The sequence below is a fragment of the Mesorhizobium sp. GW821-FHT04C10 genome (assembly GCF_059420305.1).
Map to the genome: position 1 here is coordinate 6,761,326 of NZ_JBWKTL010000001.1, position 17,765 is coordinate 6,779,090.

Annotated in this window: 20 protein-coding genes; 13 read left to right on the plus strand and 7 right to left on the minus strand. The window is 60.3% G+C overall.

The window, feature by feature from the left end; all coding sequences use genetic code 11:
- Positions 1-204: 204 nt before the first annotated feature.
- The 6 genes from AC07UC_RS32310 to AC07UC_RS32335 all read right to left on the minus strand — a co-directional run bounded on the left by AC07UC_RS32310 (position 205) and on the right by AC07UC_RS32335 (position 6,040).
- Positions 205-1,347 carry a hypothetical protein gene (locus tag AC07UC_RS32310; RefSeq protein WP_494908708.1) on the minus strand — a complete coding sequence of 381 codons (1,143 nt, stop codon included), beginning with the start codon at positions 1,345-1,347 and terminating at the stop codon, positions 205-207.
- Positions 1,348-1,556: 209 nt separating this feature from the next.
- The gene (locus AC07UC_RS32315; protein ID WP_494908709.1) at positions 1,557-2,096 is read right to left on the minus strand and encodes a prepilin peptidase; all 540 of its coding nucleotides are present in this window, start codon (positions 2,094-2,096) and stop codon (positions 1,557-1,559) included.
- A 9-nt stretch (positions 2,097-2,105) separates the two neighbouring features.
- A complete protein-coding gene (locus tag AC07UC_RS32320) occupies positions 2,106-2,660 on the minus strand; it encodes a tetratricopeptide repeat protein (protein WP_494908710.1) in 555 nt (184 codons plus the stop codon).
- A gap of 53 nt (positions 2,661-2,713) precedes the next feature.
- Positions 2,714-3,637, minus strand: coding sequence for a type II secretion system F family protein (locus AC07UC_RS32325; protein ID WP_494909025.1), 924 nt, complete (start codon positions 3,635-3,637; stop codon positions 2,714-2,716).
- A gap of 43 nt (positions 3,638-3,680) precedes the next feature.
- Positions 3,681-4,652 carry a type II secretion system F family protein gene (locus AC07UC_RS32330; RefSeq protein WP_494908711.1) on the minus strand — a complete coding sequence of 324 codons (972 nt, stop codon included), beginning with the start codon at positions 4,650-4,652 and terminating at the stop codon, positions 3,681-3,683.
- Positions 4,652-6,040: a TadA family conjugal transfer-associated ATPase gene (locus AC07UC_RS32335; RefSeq protein WP_140774795.1), complete on the minus strand. Its 1,389-nt coding sequence runs from the start codon at positions 6,038-6,040 to the stop codon at positions 4,652-4,654. Before AC07UC_RS32335 ends, AC07UC_RS32330 begins: the two co-directional genes overlap by 1 nt.
- 529 nt (positions 6,041-6,569) lie before the next feature.
- On the opposite strand from AC07UC_RS32335, the gene AC07UC_RS32340 reads away from it, so the two are divergent.
- From AC07UC_RS32340 to AC07UC_RS32395, 12 genes are all read left to right on the plus strand, one after another.
- Positions 6,570-6,749: a Flp family type IVb pilin gene (locus AC07UC_RS32340; RefSeq protein WP_140774794.1), complete on the plus strand. Its 180-nt coding sequence runs from the start codon at positions 6,570-6,572 to the stop codon at positions 6,747-6,749.
- A 46-nt stretch (positions 6,750-6,795) separates the two neighbouring features.
- Positions 6,796-6,975 (plus strand): Flp family type IVb pilin, encoded by a 180-nt coding sequence (locus AC07UC_RS32345; RefSeq protein WP_140774793.1) that lies wholly within the window; start codon positions 6,796-6,798, stop codon positions 6,973-6,975.
- A gap of 118 nt (positions 6,976-7,093) precedes the next feature.
- Positions 7,094-7,276 (plus strand): Flp family type IVb pilin, encoded by a 183-nt coding sequence (locus AC07UC_RS32350; RefSeq protein ID WP_140774792.1) that lies wholly within the window; start codon positions 7,094-7,096, stop codon positions 7,274-7,276.
- 75 nt (positions 7,277-7,351) lie between these two features.
- A complete protein-coding gene (gene cpaB, locus AC07UC_RS32355) occupies positions 7,352-8,407 on the plus strand; it encodes a Flp pilus assembly protein CpaB (RefSeq protein ID WP_140774791.1) in 1,056 nt (351 codons plus the stop codon).
- A gap of 55 nt (positions 8,408-8,462) precedes the next feature.
- Positions 8,463-9,908 carry a type II and III secretion system protein family protein gene (locus tag AC07UC_RS32360; protein WP_494908712.1) on the plus strand — a complete coding sequence of 482 codons (1,446 nt, stop codon included), beginning with the start codon at positions 8,463-8,465 and terminating at the stop codon, positions 9,906-9,908.
- A gap of 4 nt (positions 9,909-9,912) precedes the next feature.
- A complete protein-coding gene (locus AC07UC_RS32365) occupies positions 9,913-10,191 on the plus strand; it encodes a hypothetical protein (RefSeq protein ID WP_494908714.1) in 279 nt (92 codons plus the stop codon).
- 78 nt (positions 10,192-10,269) lie between these two features.
- On the plus strand, positions 10,270-11,772 hold the full coding sequence (locus AC07UC_RS32370; RefSeq protein WP_494908715.1) for a TadE/TadG family type IV pilus assembly protein: 1,503 nt from the start codon (positions 10,270-10,272) through the stop codon (positions 11,770-11,772).
- Positions 11,773-11,777: 5 nt separating this feature from the next.
- Entirely contained in the window at positions 11,778-12,320 is a 543-nt protein-coding gene (locus AC07UC_RS32375; protein WP_246683325.1) for a TadE/TadG family type IV pilus assembly protein, read from the plus strand.
- A gap of 2 nt (positions 12,321-12,322) precedes the next feature.
- Positions 12,323-12,958 carry a TadE/TadG family type IV pilus assembly protein gene (locus AC07UC_RS32380; protein WP_140774786.1) on the plus strand — a complete coding sequence of 212 codons (636 nt, stop codon included), beginning with the start codon at positions 12,323-12,325 and terminating at the stop codon, positions 12,956-12,958.
- Entirely contained in the window at positions 12,955-14,118 is a 1,164-nt protein-coding gene (locus AC07UC_RS32385) for a CpaE/TadZ family protein (RefSeq protein WP_494908716.1), read from the plus strand. The genes AC07UC_RS32380 and AC07UC_RS32385 overlap by 4 nt, the downstream gene beginning before the upstream one ends.
- Entirely contained in the window at positions 14,102-14,692 is a 591-nt protein-coding gene (locus AC07UC_RS32390; protein ID WP_494908717.1) for a L,D-transpeptidase, read from the plus strand. The genes AC07UC_RS32385 and AC07UC_RS32390 overlap by 17 nt, the downstream gene beginning before the upstream one ends.
- Positions 14,689-15,267: a hypothetical protein gene (locus tag AC07UC_RS32395; RefSeq protein ID WP_494908718.1), complete on the plus strand. Its 579-nt coding sequence runs from the start codon at positions 14,689-14,691 to the stop codon at positions 15,265-15,267. The genes AC07UC_RS32390 and AC07UC_RS32395 overlap by 4 nt, the downstream gene beginning before the upstream one ends.
- A gap of 56 nt (positions 15,268-15,323) precedes the next feature.
- On the opposite strand, the gene AC07UC_RS32400 is transcribed toward AC07UC_RS32395, so the two are convergent.
- Entirely contained in the window at positions 15,324-15,860 is a 537-nt protein-coding gene (locus AC07UC_RS32400; protein ID WP_494908719.1) for a hypothetical protein, read from the minus strand.
- Between the two features lie 446 nt (positions 15,861-16,306).
- On the opposite strand from AC07UC_RS32400, the gene AC07UC_RS32405 reads away from it, so the two are divergent.
- Entirely contained in the window at positions 16,307-17,755 is a 1,449-nt protein-coding gene (locus AC07UC_RS32405) for a TolC family protein (protein ID WP_494908720.1), read from the plus strand.
- Positions 17,756-17,765 lie beyond the last annotated feature (10 nt).

Sequence of the window (17,765 nt, forward strand, 5' to 3'; positions counted from 1 at the left end):
TCGGGCGATTTGACGTCTTTCGCCGGCTGCTGAGCCTTCTTTTCGAAAACCTCGGCCTGACAAGCAGGCTTGAACAGGCAGACGGGCATCCGTCCCACAAACTCGTCCTGTCGATGAACAGCATCTTGGTTAACGAATCGTGTCCGTACCGGGAAAGAGCCTTTCCGCACTGGCCGCTGCCCGGACTGAATTCAATCGACGGCTTCAGCGGAACAGATATTTCGAGACTTCCGGATTGCCGCGCCGCCACATCACATTGTCCAGGAAGTAATGGTGCACGTTGATGAATATCCAGGCGATGAACAGGAACAGCGACGAGCCGAGCACCGCCTTGTTATAGGGAACGATGGCGGTCAGCGCCATCGGCACCAGCCAGAACCCGAGCGCTCCTAGAATTGCGCCAAAGACGATGAACGCCAGGACGCGCAGCCTGTAGCGCGGTCCAAGAATGGACAGCGCCTTCAATCCCGGCCTCGCGACGGCATCCGCGCGGTCGCGCTCGACATTGGTCTGGTAGCGCCAGACCACCGCCAAGTATTGCAAGGAATGGAGCGCCGGCACGACGAGCAGCCAGAGCGGGTTCAGCGTCACGAACAGGATCCAGGCATAGAGGGACACGACGTAGGCAACGACGCCGTTGTAAGGCAGCGCCCCACCATGCCTGCGCCAGCGATTGATGAACATCACGGCGGTGGCGGCCGATGAGGCAGCGGCAATCGACATGGCGATGGTGATGAGCCATGGCGGGACCGCGAAGGTGTAGTACTCCAGACCCCAGAACTGTCTTTCGGTGATGACCACGTTCGTCTGAAGCCAGGCGAACAGCCACACGGCGTAGCCGTTGAACAGCAACACCTTCTTGTCCTGGTCACTGAAGAATTTGCGCTTCAGCACGGCATCCACCATCAGCATCCCGTAGCCTTGCTTGACATAGTGCCAGCCCACGAAAAATCCCATCGCGTTGGTCGCATAGCCCAGAAGACGGACGTTGCCGGTCAGCGAGCCATAGGCAAAGAAGGCAATCATGGCGAGTGGGACGACAATGCCGGCGATGACATAGCGGATCTGGAGATTGCGGCCGTACCCCTCACCGCGCACCTTGCGGGCGAAATTGCGATAGAAGATCTGGTACGAATGACCGAAATGCGGCTGGTTTATGAGGTGCGAGAGCAAGAACATCGTGAGCGTAACGGCAGCTTCGTAGCGCAGAGGCAGAAAATACAGGACCGGCAGGATCAGAAGCGCGCTTCCGCCAAGCATGAAGAAGTCGATGAACGGGCCAAAGAGATATTTTTGTGGCGTGGCCGCGACCGAAGCCGGGGCATCCGCCGAAAGGTGAAGTGCCATAATACCTTCCCCTGTGGATCGTTTATCTAGCCATCGAATTGATTGCTGGACAAGCCATGACCGCCGACAGGCAAGGCGGAGCGGATAATGTAGGTCGTTGCGAAGATGGTGATGATGCTTCCCTGCCGTGCCCGGATGGCATGGGCGAAAAGCCCACGCCGGCTGGACTTATCATGGTGCGCGAATTCAGCGGGACCGGCCTGTAGAGTTCAGTTGAACTGGCCCAGGACTCCAGAATTGGTCGCCTGCACCAGATTTTCATAGATAAGGAAGGCTATCGTGCAGATCGCGGCCAGCGAGATCGGAACGCCGAACGGCACGACACCCTTGCGGTCGAGGTGCTGAGCATAAAGGCGGAAGGCGCCTTCGGGCAGCATGAAAGGATTTTTGACGATCAAGGCCGTGGTGAGGGCAAAAACCAGCAGAGGGAAAGAAAAGACCGCAAGGCCACTGCCCCCGATCACGAAAGGCATGACCGCCATCAGCTTGACATCGCCCGCCCCAACCTTGTGCAAGACCCAGAATGGGAAGAGCGCGAGAAACAGGAGAAGGCCAGCAAGCGCACTCAAGCCCATATCCCACCATGACCCGGCCTGAACCGATAGAAGCTGGAGCGATCCGAGCCCCATACAAAGCAACAGCAGTACATTCTGGTTGGATATTTTCTGGGTGGTGAAATCGAGCCAGGCGACCCTGGCCAGCAAGGGCATGGCAAGCGCTTTCAGCAGCAAGGATGCGACAAGCAGCATACGGGCACCCTAGCGCTCGATGTTCTGTACGCTCGACGACAGCAGCTTCAGATTGTTGGCCACGGTCGGATCGTTAGGCGCCAGTTCGTAGGCCTTGAGGAAGTTGCTGCGTGCATCCTGCAGCTTGCCGCGCAGCAGGTAGGAATAACCGACATTGTTGTAATATTCCGGCGTCGCACCAGCCAGCTTGAAAGCCCGGCCATAGGCCCGGTCGGCGAGGTCGAAACGGTGGATGCGATCGCACGAAGCGGCCAAACCCATCCAGGCGTTACCATCATTGGGGGCCAGTTGCGTCGCCTTGAAGAACAGGGCGCCGGCATTGCCGTAGTTTTCCGCGCGGAACTGGTTCTTGGCTTCTGCGACTGCCTGGTCCGAAGCGTAATATTCGACGTCGCTGACAGTTTTCAACCCATCGAAGGCATCGCCGAAAGACGTGACGTCGCCTTTCGATGGCTCGTTGGTGCGCACGACACCACCAGTGGTATCCGCCCCGTTCGTTTGACAGCCGGCGAGCGTCATTATCGACAGAATGGCTGCGGCTGCGAGGCGCATTGGCCTTGTCATTTTTGCCCCCAAGAGTCCCACGACTCTATTTTAGAACCAAAGCATATACCTATTCAGAAGAAAATGCCCTTCATGCGAATGATGAGAGGCAGCATGATGACCATCATCACCACCGGGAAAATGCAAAGTCCCAATGGAATCATCATCTTGACCGGCAAGGCATTGGCGCGTTCCTCGGCCAGAAGAATCCGCTGGCCGCGCATCTCGTCGCTGTAGACGCGCAAGGCGTCGGTCAGGCTGGTGCCCAGTTCTTCCGACTGCCGGAACAAAACCGCCAGCGCCCGCGCCTCTTCGAGGCCGATACGGTCCGAGAGCTCATGCAGCGCTTCTCGCAGCGGCTTGCCGGCACGCAACTGCAAATTCATGATCGATAGCTGAATGCCGAGCCATTTGTGGGTGCTGGCCAATTCAGTGCCGACGCGTTCCACCGCCGCCTCCAGGCTCATGCCCGCGTCGGCGCAAGTGATCATCATGTCCATGAAGTCAGGAAAGCTACGGCGATATATCTGCTTTTGCCCATTCTCGAAGCGGTCGAGCAGGATACTTGGCACCACGATGCAGGCGAGGCCGAAGAGAGCAGCGCCGGCAAAGGCGAGAAACCCGGGCAATTGGGGCGGCAACAGCCGGGACAGGAGTGCGTAACCAGCCAGAAAACCGACACAGACCGCACCGAGCCGCGACAGCGTGTAGATTACCGGCGCACTTGGCTGATGGAACCCGGCTCGAAACAATTTCGCTTCCAGCGCATTCGGCTGACCGCGCTCCTTCTCCAGCGCGCGGAAGTAGGCATCCACCGGCCGCTGCGCCGAAATCCTGGCCAGTTGTTCCTGGCCCAAAAGCGAGCGGCGATTGGTTATGCCCTCGGACAACAGGTTCCGGGCAACCAGCCTTCTGGTCTGGAGGACCGGCGTGATGACGAGCGCGGCCACCAGAAAAAGCGCCGCCGCCGCCCCAAAGACGGCAAGAGAGAGCAGCATGGGCGAATTTCCAATATTGGTCACGAAGTCTATGTCCCGCCCCTCAGAGATCGAAATTGACCATCCGATACATGATGAAATCGCCCAGCAGCGCCCAAAGCCCAAAGATCAGAAACACCGGCAGAATGAGCGGACTGCCCCACACATCGCCGTAGAATGTCGGAGCGACGACATAGAGGATGCCGAACATCAGCACTGGAAACAGCGAGATGATCCAGGCCGACACACGGCCCTCGGCTGAAAGCGCCCTTATCTTCAGCCGCATCTTGCGCCGTTCGCGCAGCACGGATGACAGGTTGGACAGGATCTCGGTGAGGTTGCCGCCAGTCTTGGATTGGATCGAGAGCGATACGGACAGAAGGTGAAGTCCCTCGAATCCCACCCTCTCCGACAGCTTTCGAACCGCCTGTTCGAGACTGAGGCCGAATGTGATTTCATCGGACACGATGCCGAATTCAGTTCCTAGCGGATCCGGCATTTCACGGGCGACCAGCCCGATCGCCACGGTAGTCGGGTGGCCGGCGCGTAGCGAGCGCACGATCATGTCGAGCGCATCTGGCAGTTGCGTGGCGAATTTCTGGATACGCTTGTTTCGGGCGCGCCGTAGAACGAGAAGCGGCAACGCGAATCCGACAAGCAAAAAAACAATGACCGCGACCGGAACGGAAAAACCCAGAAGCAATGTCAGCACAAGTGCCAGCGAGAGGCCCGCAAACAGGAACACGGCCGCGAAAGCCAGTGGGTTACCGGTGATGCCGGACTGGGTGTAGAGCCGGTTCAGCCCTATCGCGCCGAAGCTGAAATCGCCGGAACCGGTCAGGCCGCGCTCTTGCAGCAGTCCCTGCAAACTCTGTTCAGCAGTCGATTCTTCTCCCAGCCGCTTGAGCCGCCGGTTGATCGCGCCCGCACGCGCTCGTCTTCCGGCAAAGGACAGATAAAAGGATTCGCCGGCAAGGATGACCGACGCCGCCGCCAGCACGTAAATGAAGTAGAGCAAGGTCTGCCCGGTCAGCATCAGAGTGGAACCTGCGGGTTGAAGGCATCCTTGGCGAACTGATGGCCGAGTGTCGCCGCTTCCTGGGCAAAGCGCGGCCGAACACCGGTGGCGCGGAATTCGCCCACGATGCTGCCGTCCGCGCCCATGTCGCGCCGGACGAAATGGTAGATTTCCTGGAGCTGGACGACATTGCCCTCCATGCCGGTGATTTCCGATATGGACGTCACGCGCCGGCCGCCGTCGGAAAGACGTTGCGTCTGCACGATGATATCGATGGCCGACGCGATCTGCGCCCGGATCGAGTCATGGCTCATCGGCATGCCGGCCATGCCGACCATCTGCTCGAGCCGCGAGATGGCGTCGCGCGGCGTGTTGGCATGGATGGTGGTCATCGAGCCTTCGTGACCGGTGTTCATCGCCTGCAGCATGTCGAAGGCTTCCTCGCCGCGTACCTCGCCGACGATGATGCGGTCGGGCCGCATGCGAAGCGCGTTTTTCAGCAGTTCGCGCTGGCGGACTTCGCCTTTGCCCTCGACATTGGGCGGCCGCGTCTCGAGCCGGCCGACATGCGGCTGCTGCAACTGCAACTCCGCCGCATCCTCGATGGTGATCAAGCGCTCCCTGGACGGGATGTAGCTTGACAGGGCGTTGAGCAACGTCGTCTTGCCGCTGCCGGTGCCGCCGGAGACCAGTATCGACTTGCGCGCCTGCACGGCGATGCGCAGCAGCTCGATCATCGGCTGGCGGATTGAATTGAGCGCCATCAACCGTTCGAGCGAATATGGATTCTTGGAAAATTTGCGGATCGACACCAGCGGGCCGTCGACCGAGACCGGCCGCACCGCAATATTGACACGAGACCCGTCTTCCAGGCGGGCATCGACCATCGGCGCCGACTCGTCGACGCGCCTGCCGATCGCCGAAACAATCTTGCCGATGACGCGCAGCAGATGCGCCTCGTCGCGAAACCGGATCGCGGTCTCCTCGATTACACCGCGGCGTTCGATGAAGACGCGGTCGTGGGTGTTGATCAGGATGTCGGAAATCGAATCGTCCTTCAGCAGCGGCTCGATCGGCCCCAGCCCCAGCATCTCGTCGGCAGTGTCGCTGGTCAGCTGGTCGAGTTCGCGTGCGTTCAGCGGCACGCTTCTGTTTCGAACGAACTCACGAACGATCGGGCGGATCTCATTCAGGATCTCATCCTTGGAGGCATTTTCAAGAGTGGCGAGGTTGAACCGATCGATAAGGTGGCGATGAAGCTCGACCTTGAGCGTCAGAAAATCGTCCCCATGCGATTCGATATCAGCGGCTGGCGAAAGGGACGGAGTGACAGGCAGCACCGCCGCCGACTCGGCCTTTGTCGCCGCCTGCTGTTCGCCTGCCCCCCTGATGAATCGCCCCAGCATAATCGCCTATATTCCCCTCAGACGCATATTAGCGGAAACTAAACGTTAACCACCGCCGGCACAAGCGCCAGGATGGCCTGCGAACAGCCAATACTTTCAACATAGTTAAAGTCATCGACCCGGCATTCATTTGTTTATTTGATGCGGCTCGCGACATGCAGCCATTCGATTCGCGCCCCTTCCATGCCCGAACGTCCCCTCCACCCGGACTCATCGCAGTATGCCTCTTAAACCCTTAGATATAAAGGAATATGCGGAATAGCTAATTCTTCTATAATCCCGTCGCATGCAGGGCGGAATTGTGAACGAATGGTTAAGAACGATTGAAAAATGATACGAATCAATCTCTTGCTAAGATTTTTATCCGCTGTCTTCTTGTCAAATCAGGTATATGAAAGTTAAAGGACCCTTAATCCCGTTTGACTCTGCTTTTTTGCGCGACCTAGGATCAACGTGACGGGGGATGCTGGGTATGGGGTACATCCTTGGCTCTGTCTCGTCGGGTTCAACTCCAAAAGGAGAAATTGACATGAAGAAACTCATGACGATGACCCGGCAGTTCCGCGACGATGAGAACGGCGCTGCCATGGTCGAATACACGATCCTGCTCGGCATCATCACCGTGGCAGTGATCGGAACCATCGTGACGGTCGGCACATGGGTCGGCAACAAGTGGACAGTCTTGAATTCCACGATCAACGGCCACTGATCTGAAGTCGGTTCAGACCGAAGAAACCAAAGAAGAGGAAGTTTTCGTGAAAGAGCTCATGACGATGACCCGGCAGTTCCGCGACGATGAGAACGGCGCTGCCATGGTCGAATACACGATCCTGCTCGGCATCATTACCGTGGCAGTGATCGGAACCATCGTAACGGTCGGCGGGTGGGTCAACACCAAGTGGACGGCCCTGAACGCTAACCTTACAGGCCACTGAATCTGAGAATCCGCAAAGGACCCAGGCTCATGTGGCTTGGGCCCTTTGCAAGAGAAAGTCAGGACGGATTGGTTCCTGCTCTTCTCATCCGGTTCAGACCGAACAAGAGGAAGTTTCCGTGAAAAAGCTCATGACGGTGACCCGGCAGTTCCGCGACGACGAAAACGGCGCTGCCATGGTCGAATACACGATCCTGCTCGGCATCATCACCGTGGCAGTGATCGCAACGATTGTGACGGTCGGCGGATGGGTCAACACCAAGTGGACGGCCCTGAACGCTAACCTTACCGCCGCCAATTGACGGTCGATACCCAGGCCTGAGCCCTGCGCCCAGGCCTGGATCTTTCCAGTGCAATAGCGGCCGAGGGCGGGAACCATGCGCGCTAATACTGTAATCATGATCGTTCTTGCCGGCGTGTTCGGCGTGCTGGCTGTGGTGCTCGCCAATATCTGGCTGGCAAACCAGCGTAGCGCGATGGCACAGACAAATGACGTTCAGCGCGACACGGTTGTCGTGGCCGCCGTGGCACTCAAGTTCGGCGATACGCTGTCCGCCGACAAATTGCGTGAGGTCGCGTGGCCGTCTGGCGCGGTTCCGGCGGGCGCCTTCAAGACCGCGGAAGAACTTCTGACGAAGGACGTTCCGGCCGGCGGAGGCCCCAAGCAGGCATTGCAGGCGATCGGCGTCAACGAACCCGTGCTCGCCAGCAAGATCACGGGTCCGGGCCAGCGCGCCACGCTTTCGGCTGTGCTCGGCGAGGGCATGAAGGCCGTTTCCATCCGCGTCAATGACGTGCTCGGCGTCGCCGGATTCGTCTTTCCGGGCGACCGCGTCGACGTGTTGCTGACGCGAACCGTGCGCGGCAATGATGGCGCGGACCAGAGTTTTGTCGACGTGCTGCTGCAAAGCATGAAGGTGCTCGCCGTCGACCAGGTTGCTGATGCGAGCAAGGACAGCCCGACTGTCGTCAAATCGGTGACGCTCGAGGCCAGCACCAAGGATGCGCAGAAGCTGACGCTGGCGGCAGGCGCCGGCCAATTGTCGCTGGCGCTGCGCCAGGCCGCGGCCAGCAAGGGCGAGACCACCGAACGCGTGACGCTTTCCGACCTGACCGGCGAAACGCCGGCTGACGTCGCCGTAAGGCAGGCTGAGCTCAACAAGAAGGCCGCGGCGGAAGCGGAGGCCGCGGCTGAACGCAAGCGCGCGGACGACAAGATCGCCGGCCTTGCGCAGGCGGTGGAGCGAGTCGGCAGCCAGATCGACCAGTTGAGCAAGGTGAAGCCCGCTCCGGCCGTGGTGTCGGCGCCGGAAGTCCACGAAGTCGTCAAGGAAGTCGTCAAGTACGTGCAGCCGGAACCGCCGGCGCGCGCGACGGTGGGCGTCTTCCGAGGTGTGAAGCTCGAAACATATGACGTGCCGCGGCAGCCATAACAAAGGCGCCGCGACCAGGTTGGCGCCGCCGCCAGCGGCGATTGGGGAGACGGGGATGCAAGGGTCTTGGGTGAGGATGGGGGCGGCCGCGTTGTCGGCTCTGGCTGCACTGTTGCTATCGAGCCTTGCGGCCGATGCGGCCGACCGCTTCATCGACGTGTCGAGCCCCAGCGTCCACCGTGTTTTCCTGCCGATGTCGCAATCGGTGACTTTGCAGGTGAATGCCAATCTGGGCGATATCGTCGTTGGCGACGAGAAGATCGCCGATGCCCAGCCGATGACCGACCGCACGCTCTATGTCATCGGCAAGGGCGCCGGCACCACCACGGTCAATCTGTTCTCGACCGACAAGCGCTCGCTCGGTGTCATCCAGATCGAGGTCGGCGTCGACGTCGGCGACATGGCGCAAGCCATCAGGCAGGTGGCGCCCAAGTCGCGCATCGAGATCGGCTCGGTCAATGGCAGGGTCAGGCTTGCCGGCCACGTCAAGGACGGCGCCACGCTGGCGGCGATCATGGAAGTCGCGCAGCAATATGGTCCTGACGCCATCATCAACTCGGTGATCGTCGACGACAGCCAGCAGGTCAATCTCGAGGTGCGCGTGCTGGAAGCCAAGCGCAACTCAGGCCGCGACCTCGGGGTGTCGATCAAGAGCACGAATAGCAGCGGCACGACCAAAGTCGGAACGGGCATTGCCGCGGTCGATGAAAACAAGGAAGTGCTCGGCTCAGGAGCTCTGCTCAGCGACCTTCTGTCCACCTCCACTCCCTTTGGAGCGCTGCTCACTCGCGTCATCGACAGCAATATCAAGGTCGATTTGTATATCGAGGCGCTCGAGGCCAAGGGCGCGGTGCGCACGCTTGCCAATCCCAATCTCACCACGCTTTCCGGCGAGCAGGCAAGCTTCAACGCCGGTGGTGAAGTCCCTATCCGAACTCTCGACAAGAATGGCGAAATAAGCATCGTCTACAAGCAGTTCGGCGTTAATCTTCTGTTCACGCCGGTCGTACTTGACGATGGCAAGATCCACATGAACCTGGCGCCGGAAGTCAGCGACCTAAACGGCTTCACCACCGCCGGCGACCCGATCTTCACCAACCGCAAACTGTCCACCGTCGTCGAATTACGCGACGGCCAGAGCTTCGCGGTCGGCGGGCTTTTGTCCAGCAAGACCACCAAGCTGCAGAACCAGGTGCCGTGGCTTGGCCAGGTCCCGGTCATCGGGACGCTGTTCCGCAATTCGAGCAGCCAGAAGGAAGAGACCGAACTGGTGGTCATCGTCACGCCGCACATCGTGCGGCCCGTGAAACCCGGCGAACAACTGGCGACACCGTTCGACAAGACGCGGCCGGCCAACGATCCGGAATTCTTCGTCCTTGGTCAGCTCGAGGTGAACAAGGACATGATCCGAAAATATGAGACCGGCGACGGCGTCACCGGCCCCTATGGGCACATGCTCGACTTCAAATCGAAGGACAAGATGCTCTATGTCAAGAAATAGGATCTTGATCCCCATCCTGTGCGCCAGCGCATTGTCAGGCTGCGCCGCGGACTATCTGAACCACTACGATTCAGTGACTTTGGCGGCCGGCGACACGCAGAGATACAACTCGCTGCTGCAGACGGTCGATCCGTTCAATCCGGCATCCAGGAATACACGCATCGAAGGCGACGGTGCTCGCGCAGCCGCCGTGGCGCACAACTACAAATTTCCACCACCGCCGCCGCCACCACCGGCCATCACGGTCAATGTCGGCGGGGCGGGTGTGACTACGGGGCAGTGAACAGAACGGAAGGACGCGGTTTCAGCACGCCGGGCCATACGAGGGATCCTGGCGTCAGGGGAGCAAGGGGCAAGGGCTATGCTGCGGACCATTCGCGCATTCTGGCGCGACCAGAGGGGGGTAGCGCTGATCCTCGTCAGCATTACGCTGCCGGCGATCATCGGCTTCTCGCTGCTGGCGATCGACATGAGCCGGGTCAACAATCTGCACAATGATTTGCAGAAGGCGGCGGATGCCTTCGCGTTGGCTGGGGCCGCCGAACTGGACGGCTTGCCCGGTTCATGGGCCAGGGCCGAACGCGCCATGGCGACGCTGGTTGCCAACGATGCCACTTTCTCAACCGTAGGCTCTACCGGCCGGTTCACCCTGACGTCCGGGCAACCAGGCGGCACCGCACAATGCAACAGCGCCGGCAACATTTCGTGGTGTTTCCTGAAGACCATACCCGCATCGGACGGAACTCTGGTCACCAGCGCAAACTATGCCAATGCAACGCAATCCGTCGGCGAGGATGAAACCGCATTCATTGAAGTGAAGGTCACGCCAACCGGTTTCGCCGCGATATTTCCAGCGTCGTTTCTGACGGGCAATTCGGCCAGCAATAGCATGAGCATAGCTGCCCGGGCGACTGCCGGGTTCACGTCGGGCGTCTGCGATTACACGCCTGTTTTCATGTGCAATCCGTATGAGGACACAACCATCACCGGCGGCGTTACGCTGGAACAGGCGGCACAAACCAGGCAATATCGGCGCCGCCAAATCGTGCTGCGCGGAGACGGATCCTACTTTCCCGGCAACTTCGCTTTCCTGGCTTCTCCGTTCGGCAACGGTGCCAACCAGCTCGAAAAAATGCTCGCCGACTCCAAACCGCAGAATTGTTATTCGCGCGACGGCGTCACCACCGAGCCGGGGCAGAACGCTGGCCCTGTCGAGAACGGCATCAACTCGCGCTTCGGCATCGATTCGTCCAACTACTCGGACGGACCCGCGGTCAATGTGCGCAAGGGCGCCAAAAACGGCAGCCAGTTCGTCAAGAGTAACAAGGTCGACTATGAAACAGACCCGACAAAGGGTGTCGGGCTTGAGCGCGATTCCTGCCAGATCGCCGGCAACTGCACCATGATGGGCGGCCGCATGGGCGCCGGTGACTGGAATTTCGCGCGCTACTGGGCCGCCAATCATCCCACACGTGCCGTGCCACCGGCTCTGTCAGGAACCGGCGTCAATCTCCCGACGCGTTATGAAGTCTATCGCTACGAGATCGACAACAATATCTATCAGGACCCTGCCGTCGGTGGCGAGACAGGCATCCCGCCTGGGGGAGCCGGCACCCCGATCTCGATCCCAGATCGCCGGTTGCTTTACGGCGCAATCCTCGACTGCAATGCGCTCCAGGCTTCGGGCACGAATTTCAGCGGCCGCCAGACGGGCATCCCGGTCAGGAGGTTCGGCAGTTTCTTCATTACCGAGCCCATCAAGGACGGGAAGAATATCTATGTCGAGCTGGTAGACATCACCGGCAAGGGCGGCAATGGCACGCTCGACAACTACCTGCGCGATGAAGCGCAGCTCTATCGGTGACCGCGATGTTCCAGACGCTGTCCCGATATCTTGATCGATTTCGACACGACCAACGGGGCGCGGTGATTGTCGAGATGACACTGATCACGCCGCTGATGCTGATCTTGTCGGCCGGGGTGTTCGAGTTCGGCAATCTGATCCACGACAAGCTGCTGATGGAGGCCGGACTTACAGACGCCGCCCGCTATGCCGCGCGCTGCAACAGTCAATTGTATACCGACTCCGGGCTGGCGGCGATCAACTGTACCACCATTGCCGCGAACATCGCCGTCTACGGCAAGCCATCTGTAACGGTTGTTAACGGCGTCGTGACTGATACTGCGCGGGTGAGTGGCTGGCAGACATCGAATGTCACCGTGACCACGAACAATTCCTGCCAGGACACCGTGGTGGGCGGCGTTACCCAATATCGCTCCACCACGGCACAAGTCTGCACCGTCCGCGCGTCCGGTACCTACCCATATACCGGTGTCGGGATGCTGTCGTTCATCGGCATCGGTCCGATAACGCTGCAGGGTTCCCACGACGAGCGGTTGATCCGGTTCTGACCATGATCCAGCGTTTCGCAAAATCGGAAGACGGGGCGGCGATGGTGGAAATGACCATCGTATCGTCGCTGCTGTTTGCGCTCGTATTGGGCTTCGTCGACTTCGGCTACGCCTTCTATCAATGGAACGCGGCCACCAAGGCGGTGCAGGTCGGTGCCCGGCTGGCTTCGATATCGGATGCGGTAGCAACCAACCTCGCGACTGCGGGCCCGATCTCTTCTCCCGGCGCCCCGATGGTTGCCGGCGCCTATGGTCCCTTCGTCTGCACCTACACCGCCGGCACGGGCGGCTGCAGCAACAGCGGCGGCTTCAGCGCCGCCAATTTCAGCCGCATCTTTCGCGGCGACACCACAAACACCAATGACGACGTCTGTCCCAATCTGGCTGCAAACCAGCGGCCGGGCATGTGCCACTTCTTCCCGGGCCTGCTGCGCAGCAACGTCGTCGTCACCTACACGGCCACTGGTTTGGGCTATCAGACCCGGTTAGGCGGTCCGGTGCCGACTATCACCGTCAACCTCCAGAATATCACCTTCCAGTTCTTTTTCCTGAAAGGATTGATGGGTTTCACCAACATCAACATGCCCTCCATGCTGAGCACGGTTACGGGCGAAGATTTGAAGAGCACCTGGCCATGAACGCCATCAACACCAAGGTTACACCGACCAAGCGAAAGCAGGTGGCGTTGTTTTCGTCCGATCCGGCTTTCAAGCGCGAGGTGGCGACGCGGCTCGATGCCCTGGCGATCTATGATGTCAGGATCTCCGAGACGGATGATTTTCTGAAAGGTCCGCCCGCCGATACGCGCCCCGGCATCGTCATCCTCGATCTAGCCAATGGCGGCCTGCTCGGCAGGTCAGGCATTGTCGAGGCGCGCGCGCTGTGGGCGTCGGTGCCGCTGATCGCGGTTTCCGATGAGCTGACGTCGGAACAGACGCGCGTGCTGGTGCGCATGAACGCTTCGGACTGGCTGCACAAGCCGCTCGACGGCAAGGAACTGCTCAACGCGGTGACCTTCCATGATACCGGCAACCAGGGAACCAAAAGCCGCATCATCACCTTCATCAGCGCCAGCGGTGGCGCCGGTGCCACGACGCTTGCCTTGTCGGCGGCCGAATTCCTGGCCTCGAAATCGACTGAGCGCGCGGCTTCGACCTGCCTGGTCGATCTCGATTTCCAGAGCGCCAATTGCGGCGCCTACCTCAATCTGTTCAACCAGTTCGATCTGGCGGGCATCATCGGCCAGCCGGAAAGGCTCGATGTCGAGCTGATGGATGTCATCAAGCTGTCGCGCCCGTCGGGTCTCACCCTCTACGCGTTCGAGAGACCGCAGCTGCCGTTCGAGCCGCAAGGCAGCGATTTCGTCTTCCGGCTGCTCGACCTCGTCGCCTACCGCTTCGACGACATCGTCATCGACCTGCCCAATCTCGAGACGCCGTGGCACAATTCGGTGCTTTCGACGAGCGACGAGATCTTCATCGTCTTCGAACTCAACGTCGCTTCGCTGCGGCAAGGCAAGCGGCTCTACAAGAAGATCCGCGAGCTGCGCGGCAATGCGATCAGCATCACGCTCGTCGCCAACAAGCACAAGCGCAAATGGTTCGGGAACCATTTCTCGCGCAGTGAGCTCGAGAAGATATTCAAGGCGCCGCACATCAAATCGGTGGCCCTGGACAACACCCTTCTGGCCGATGCCTTGAACCGGGCGATCCTGCCTTCCGAAGTGGATGGCCGGGCACGCTTCAACAAGGATCTGAAGAAGATGTTCAAAGAGCGGCTCGATGACGCTGCCCGGTAGACATGACGCCGCTGCGAGACTGATCGGCGCCTGCATGCTCAGCCTTGCGCTGGCGCTGTCGGCCCAGGACTTCGCCCATGCGCGATCGGGGCTTTCGGATCGGCCGCCACTGCCGGCGATGGGCCCCAGCCTGCGCAAGGCGGTTGCTTTCGCAACCACGGAGCAGCCGGGAACGATCGTCATCCGCAAGAACGAGAAGGCGCTTTACCTGGTGACCCGTCAGGGCCAGGCGCTGCGCTACCAGATCAGCGTCGGACGTGACGGATTCGGCTGGACCGGTGTCGTGAAGGTCGGCGCGAAAACGGAATGGCCGCAGTGGCGCCCGCCCAGGGAAATGCGCGCCCGCCAGCCGGAACTGCCGGAGCTGGTGCCTTCGGGCCCCTATAACCCGCTCGGCGCACGGGCGCTCTATCTGCTTCGGGACGGGCACGACACGCTCTATCGCATCCATGGCACCAACGATCCCTCTGGCGTGGGGTTCGACGGCACATCTGGATGCTTTCGCCTTACCAACACGGATGTGATCGATCTTTTCAAGCGCGTGCCAATAGGCACCAAGGTGGTGGTTCAATGACGACGATCAGTGACCCGCACGTGCCGACCGTGGCCGCCGAGCCAATCGAACCGCAACTGCTCGACAGGGATGCGAGCCGGTCGCGGCTGGCCGTCGTGGTCGGCGTCGGATTGACACTGTTTGCGGTGCTGAACGCGACCGCCGCCATCTACCTCTATCGCGGCATCACCGACCTGCGCGTCGTGGAGGGACGTCTGGAGGAGCTCGGCGCGTTCGAGCAGCGGATCGTTGCCCGGCTCGACACGGTCAACAACGGTTTTCAAAGCCGATTTGAAAGGCTGGACAGCCAGTTGCAGGGCAGTTTCAACGCAGTCAACGGCAGCCTGGCCCGGCTGGAACAAAACCCATCGTCAGCGCGCGACGACGGCAGCGCGGGCGCGGCGGAACCCGTCGTCGTCACCACCAGCACCGTGGCGGATGCATCCTCCAACACCAGCGATATCGCGGCCGAACCCGCCGCTGTCGATACGCCACGACCAGCCAAGCGCAAGAGCACCGCGCCCCCTGCCCCGAACCCCTCCTACCAGCGAACCGAAACGCCGGACGGCAAGGTCTATTATCGCAAGATCAATTGAGGCGGGATCCGAGAAGCTGCTGAGATATTGGCACTCTCGAACGCCGGTACGGCAGGCTAGATATCGCGTCCCAAAGCCATGAGACGCAGGGCCGGTGACTCTCCGCGCAGCCGCGTTTCGCGAAGGAACGCGACATGGCAGTACGCACAGGCCGCGAAGCCCAGAACAAGCACGAGACTGTTCTGCAAGGTAAAATCGACTTTCAGTGCGAATTGGAGGCCGTTCGACAGCGGAAATGCCGCGACGGTGCTCGCCGTCTCCGAATGACTGCTGGACGCGATCATCAGTCCGGCAAAGAGCAAGGCGACGTGGTTGGCCAGGAAGAAGGCGGCCGGCCGCCTCATGCGGCAAGCGCCCCAGCAAACCGCCGCCGCGGCAACCAGGATGACGGCATCCAGGACCATCGAACCGCCCAGCCCAAGATCGACCTGTTGCCAGAACATCGCCGACAAGGGGTGCAGTTCAAGCCAGATCCGCCACATGGCAGGGCTGGCGGCATAGGCTCCGAGCAGCAGGGTCGCTATTCGCTCGCTTGCCAGAAGCATCAGGATGAAAGCCGGAAAAGCGAAGAGTAATATCGACTTGCGCTTCATTTTATCCTCGACAATCTGGCGTCAGCATAGATTGCAGAGATTGCGTGAAGCTTAATGCGGGGCGCGACTGTGGCCTGCTTGGGGGCTCATCCCGACGGCCAGTACTTCAGCATCGGTCCATTCGTACCGCCACGGCGTGATCTTGGCCGAGATGTCATCAAATTTTCCGCGACGGCCTTTCAGGTCATGCGGGCTTACGATTCTCCCGCATCGACCATTTGCGCCTTTCGGCTTTCCGCTCCTGGCGACAGTCAGGCACGCCCCGACGGGCCGGTTGTTGTGCCATTTTTGCTACATTTCACAACCTTATGGTCAGAATCCAATTTTTAGGGACTTCTAATTTAATATTCACTCACGTATCGCGTGAAATTGTTGGATAATCAGGCGATATAAGGCTTGGTTGTAGCGCTGGAAAAGAGCGCTGGGGAAACGTTGGGGCGGATTAGATGAACACGACAAGCATGTCGACCATTGGCAGGCGCCTTGGTCTTTTGATGGCGGCTACGATGTTGACCTGCGGGAGTGCGAGTGCGCTTTCGCTCAAGGAAGCAGTGGCGGTCGCCGTCGAATCCAATCCCGAAATCGGCCAGGCCATAGAAAATCGCGAAGCAATCGAGTTCGAATTGCGTCAGGCCAAGGGGCTTTATCTTCCCAGCGTCGACCTGGAAGCGTCGGCTGGTGCTCGCCGTCTCGACAATTCCTCCCGACGCGTGCTCTCCATACAGGATGACGCGCTTTATCCGGCAGAAACCGATCTGACGGTATCGCAAACACTCTATGACAGCGGCGCGAGACGGGCCGAGTTGAACCGCCAGGCCTCGCGCGTCGACGGCGCGTCGTTTCGTGTCCTGGAGCGGTCTGAATTCATCGGCCTCTCGGTTGTCCAGGACTATCTCGAATACATGCTTCAGGCTTCGATCGTGGCCGAAGCAAAGAAGAACCTCGGCTTTCATCAAGCAATGCTGCACGACATCCAGGAAGGCATTGCCGGCGGCGGGTTGAACGAAGCCGACCGGCAGCAGGCCGAAGAGCGGCTGTTCGCGGCCAAGGCCCGCATGCAGGAGGCCTCGGAGGAGCTCGAGGCTTCGAGGATACGCTTCTACAAGACTGTCGGGAAACCGTTGACCAATGCGTCGCGGCCGGCCGATGTTTCCGGCGCGCTGCCAAGGTCCCTGGACGATGCGATCGGCCTTGCGCGGGAGAGCAATCCGCGCGTCCATATGGCCAACAGCGACATCGCCGCGGCGGCCTCGCTGGTCGACGCGGCCCGCGCGAAATACGGCCCCTCGATCGTCGCCGAAGGCGTCGCCCGGGCCGGGTATGACATCGACGGCGACAATGGCGACACATCGGACCTGCAGGCACGCCTGGTGCTGCGGTGGAACCTGTACCGGGGCGGCATCGACAAGGCCAACGAGCAGGAGCAGATCCGTCGCACCAGCGAGCAGCGCCTTGCGATGCATCAGGTGCTGCGGGAAATCGAAGAAGCCGTTCGCACCTCCTGGGATCGCCGCTTCCGGCAGGCCGACCTGGCAAAGACCCTGAAGCTGCAGGCCGCCTCCAACGAGAAGCTGGTTGCGTCCTATCGCGAGCAATTCAAGGTCGGGCAGCGCTCGTTGCTCGACGTGCTGGATGCACAGAACACGCGCTTCAACACGGCGACACTGGCGGACACCGCATCCTATGCCTCGCTCTTTGCCCAATATCGGCTTCTGGCGGCGACCGGGCAGTTGCTGAAGACGATGGACATCCGCCCGCCCAAGCAGGCCGCGGCCTACGCACGGACAGAGTTCGCCGCACCGGAAACGGCCGACACGGAAACCTACGCGCGCACGCCGTCGGAACAGAAGAACGACCTGCCTTTCGATATCCTGGCGCCGGTCAGGAAAAAGTAAGCGGATGTAA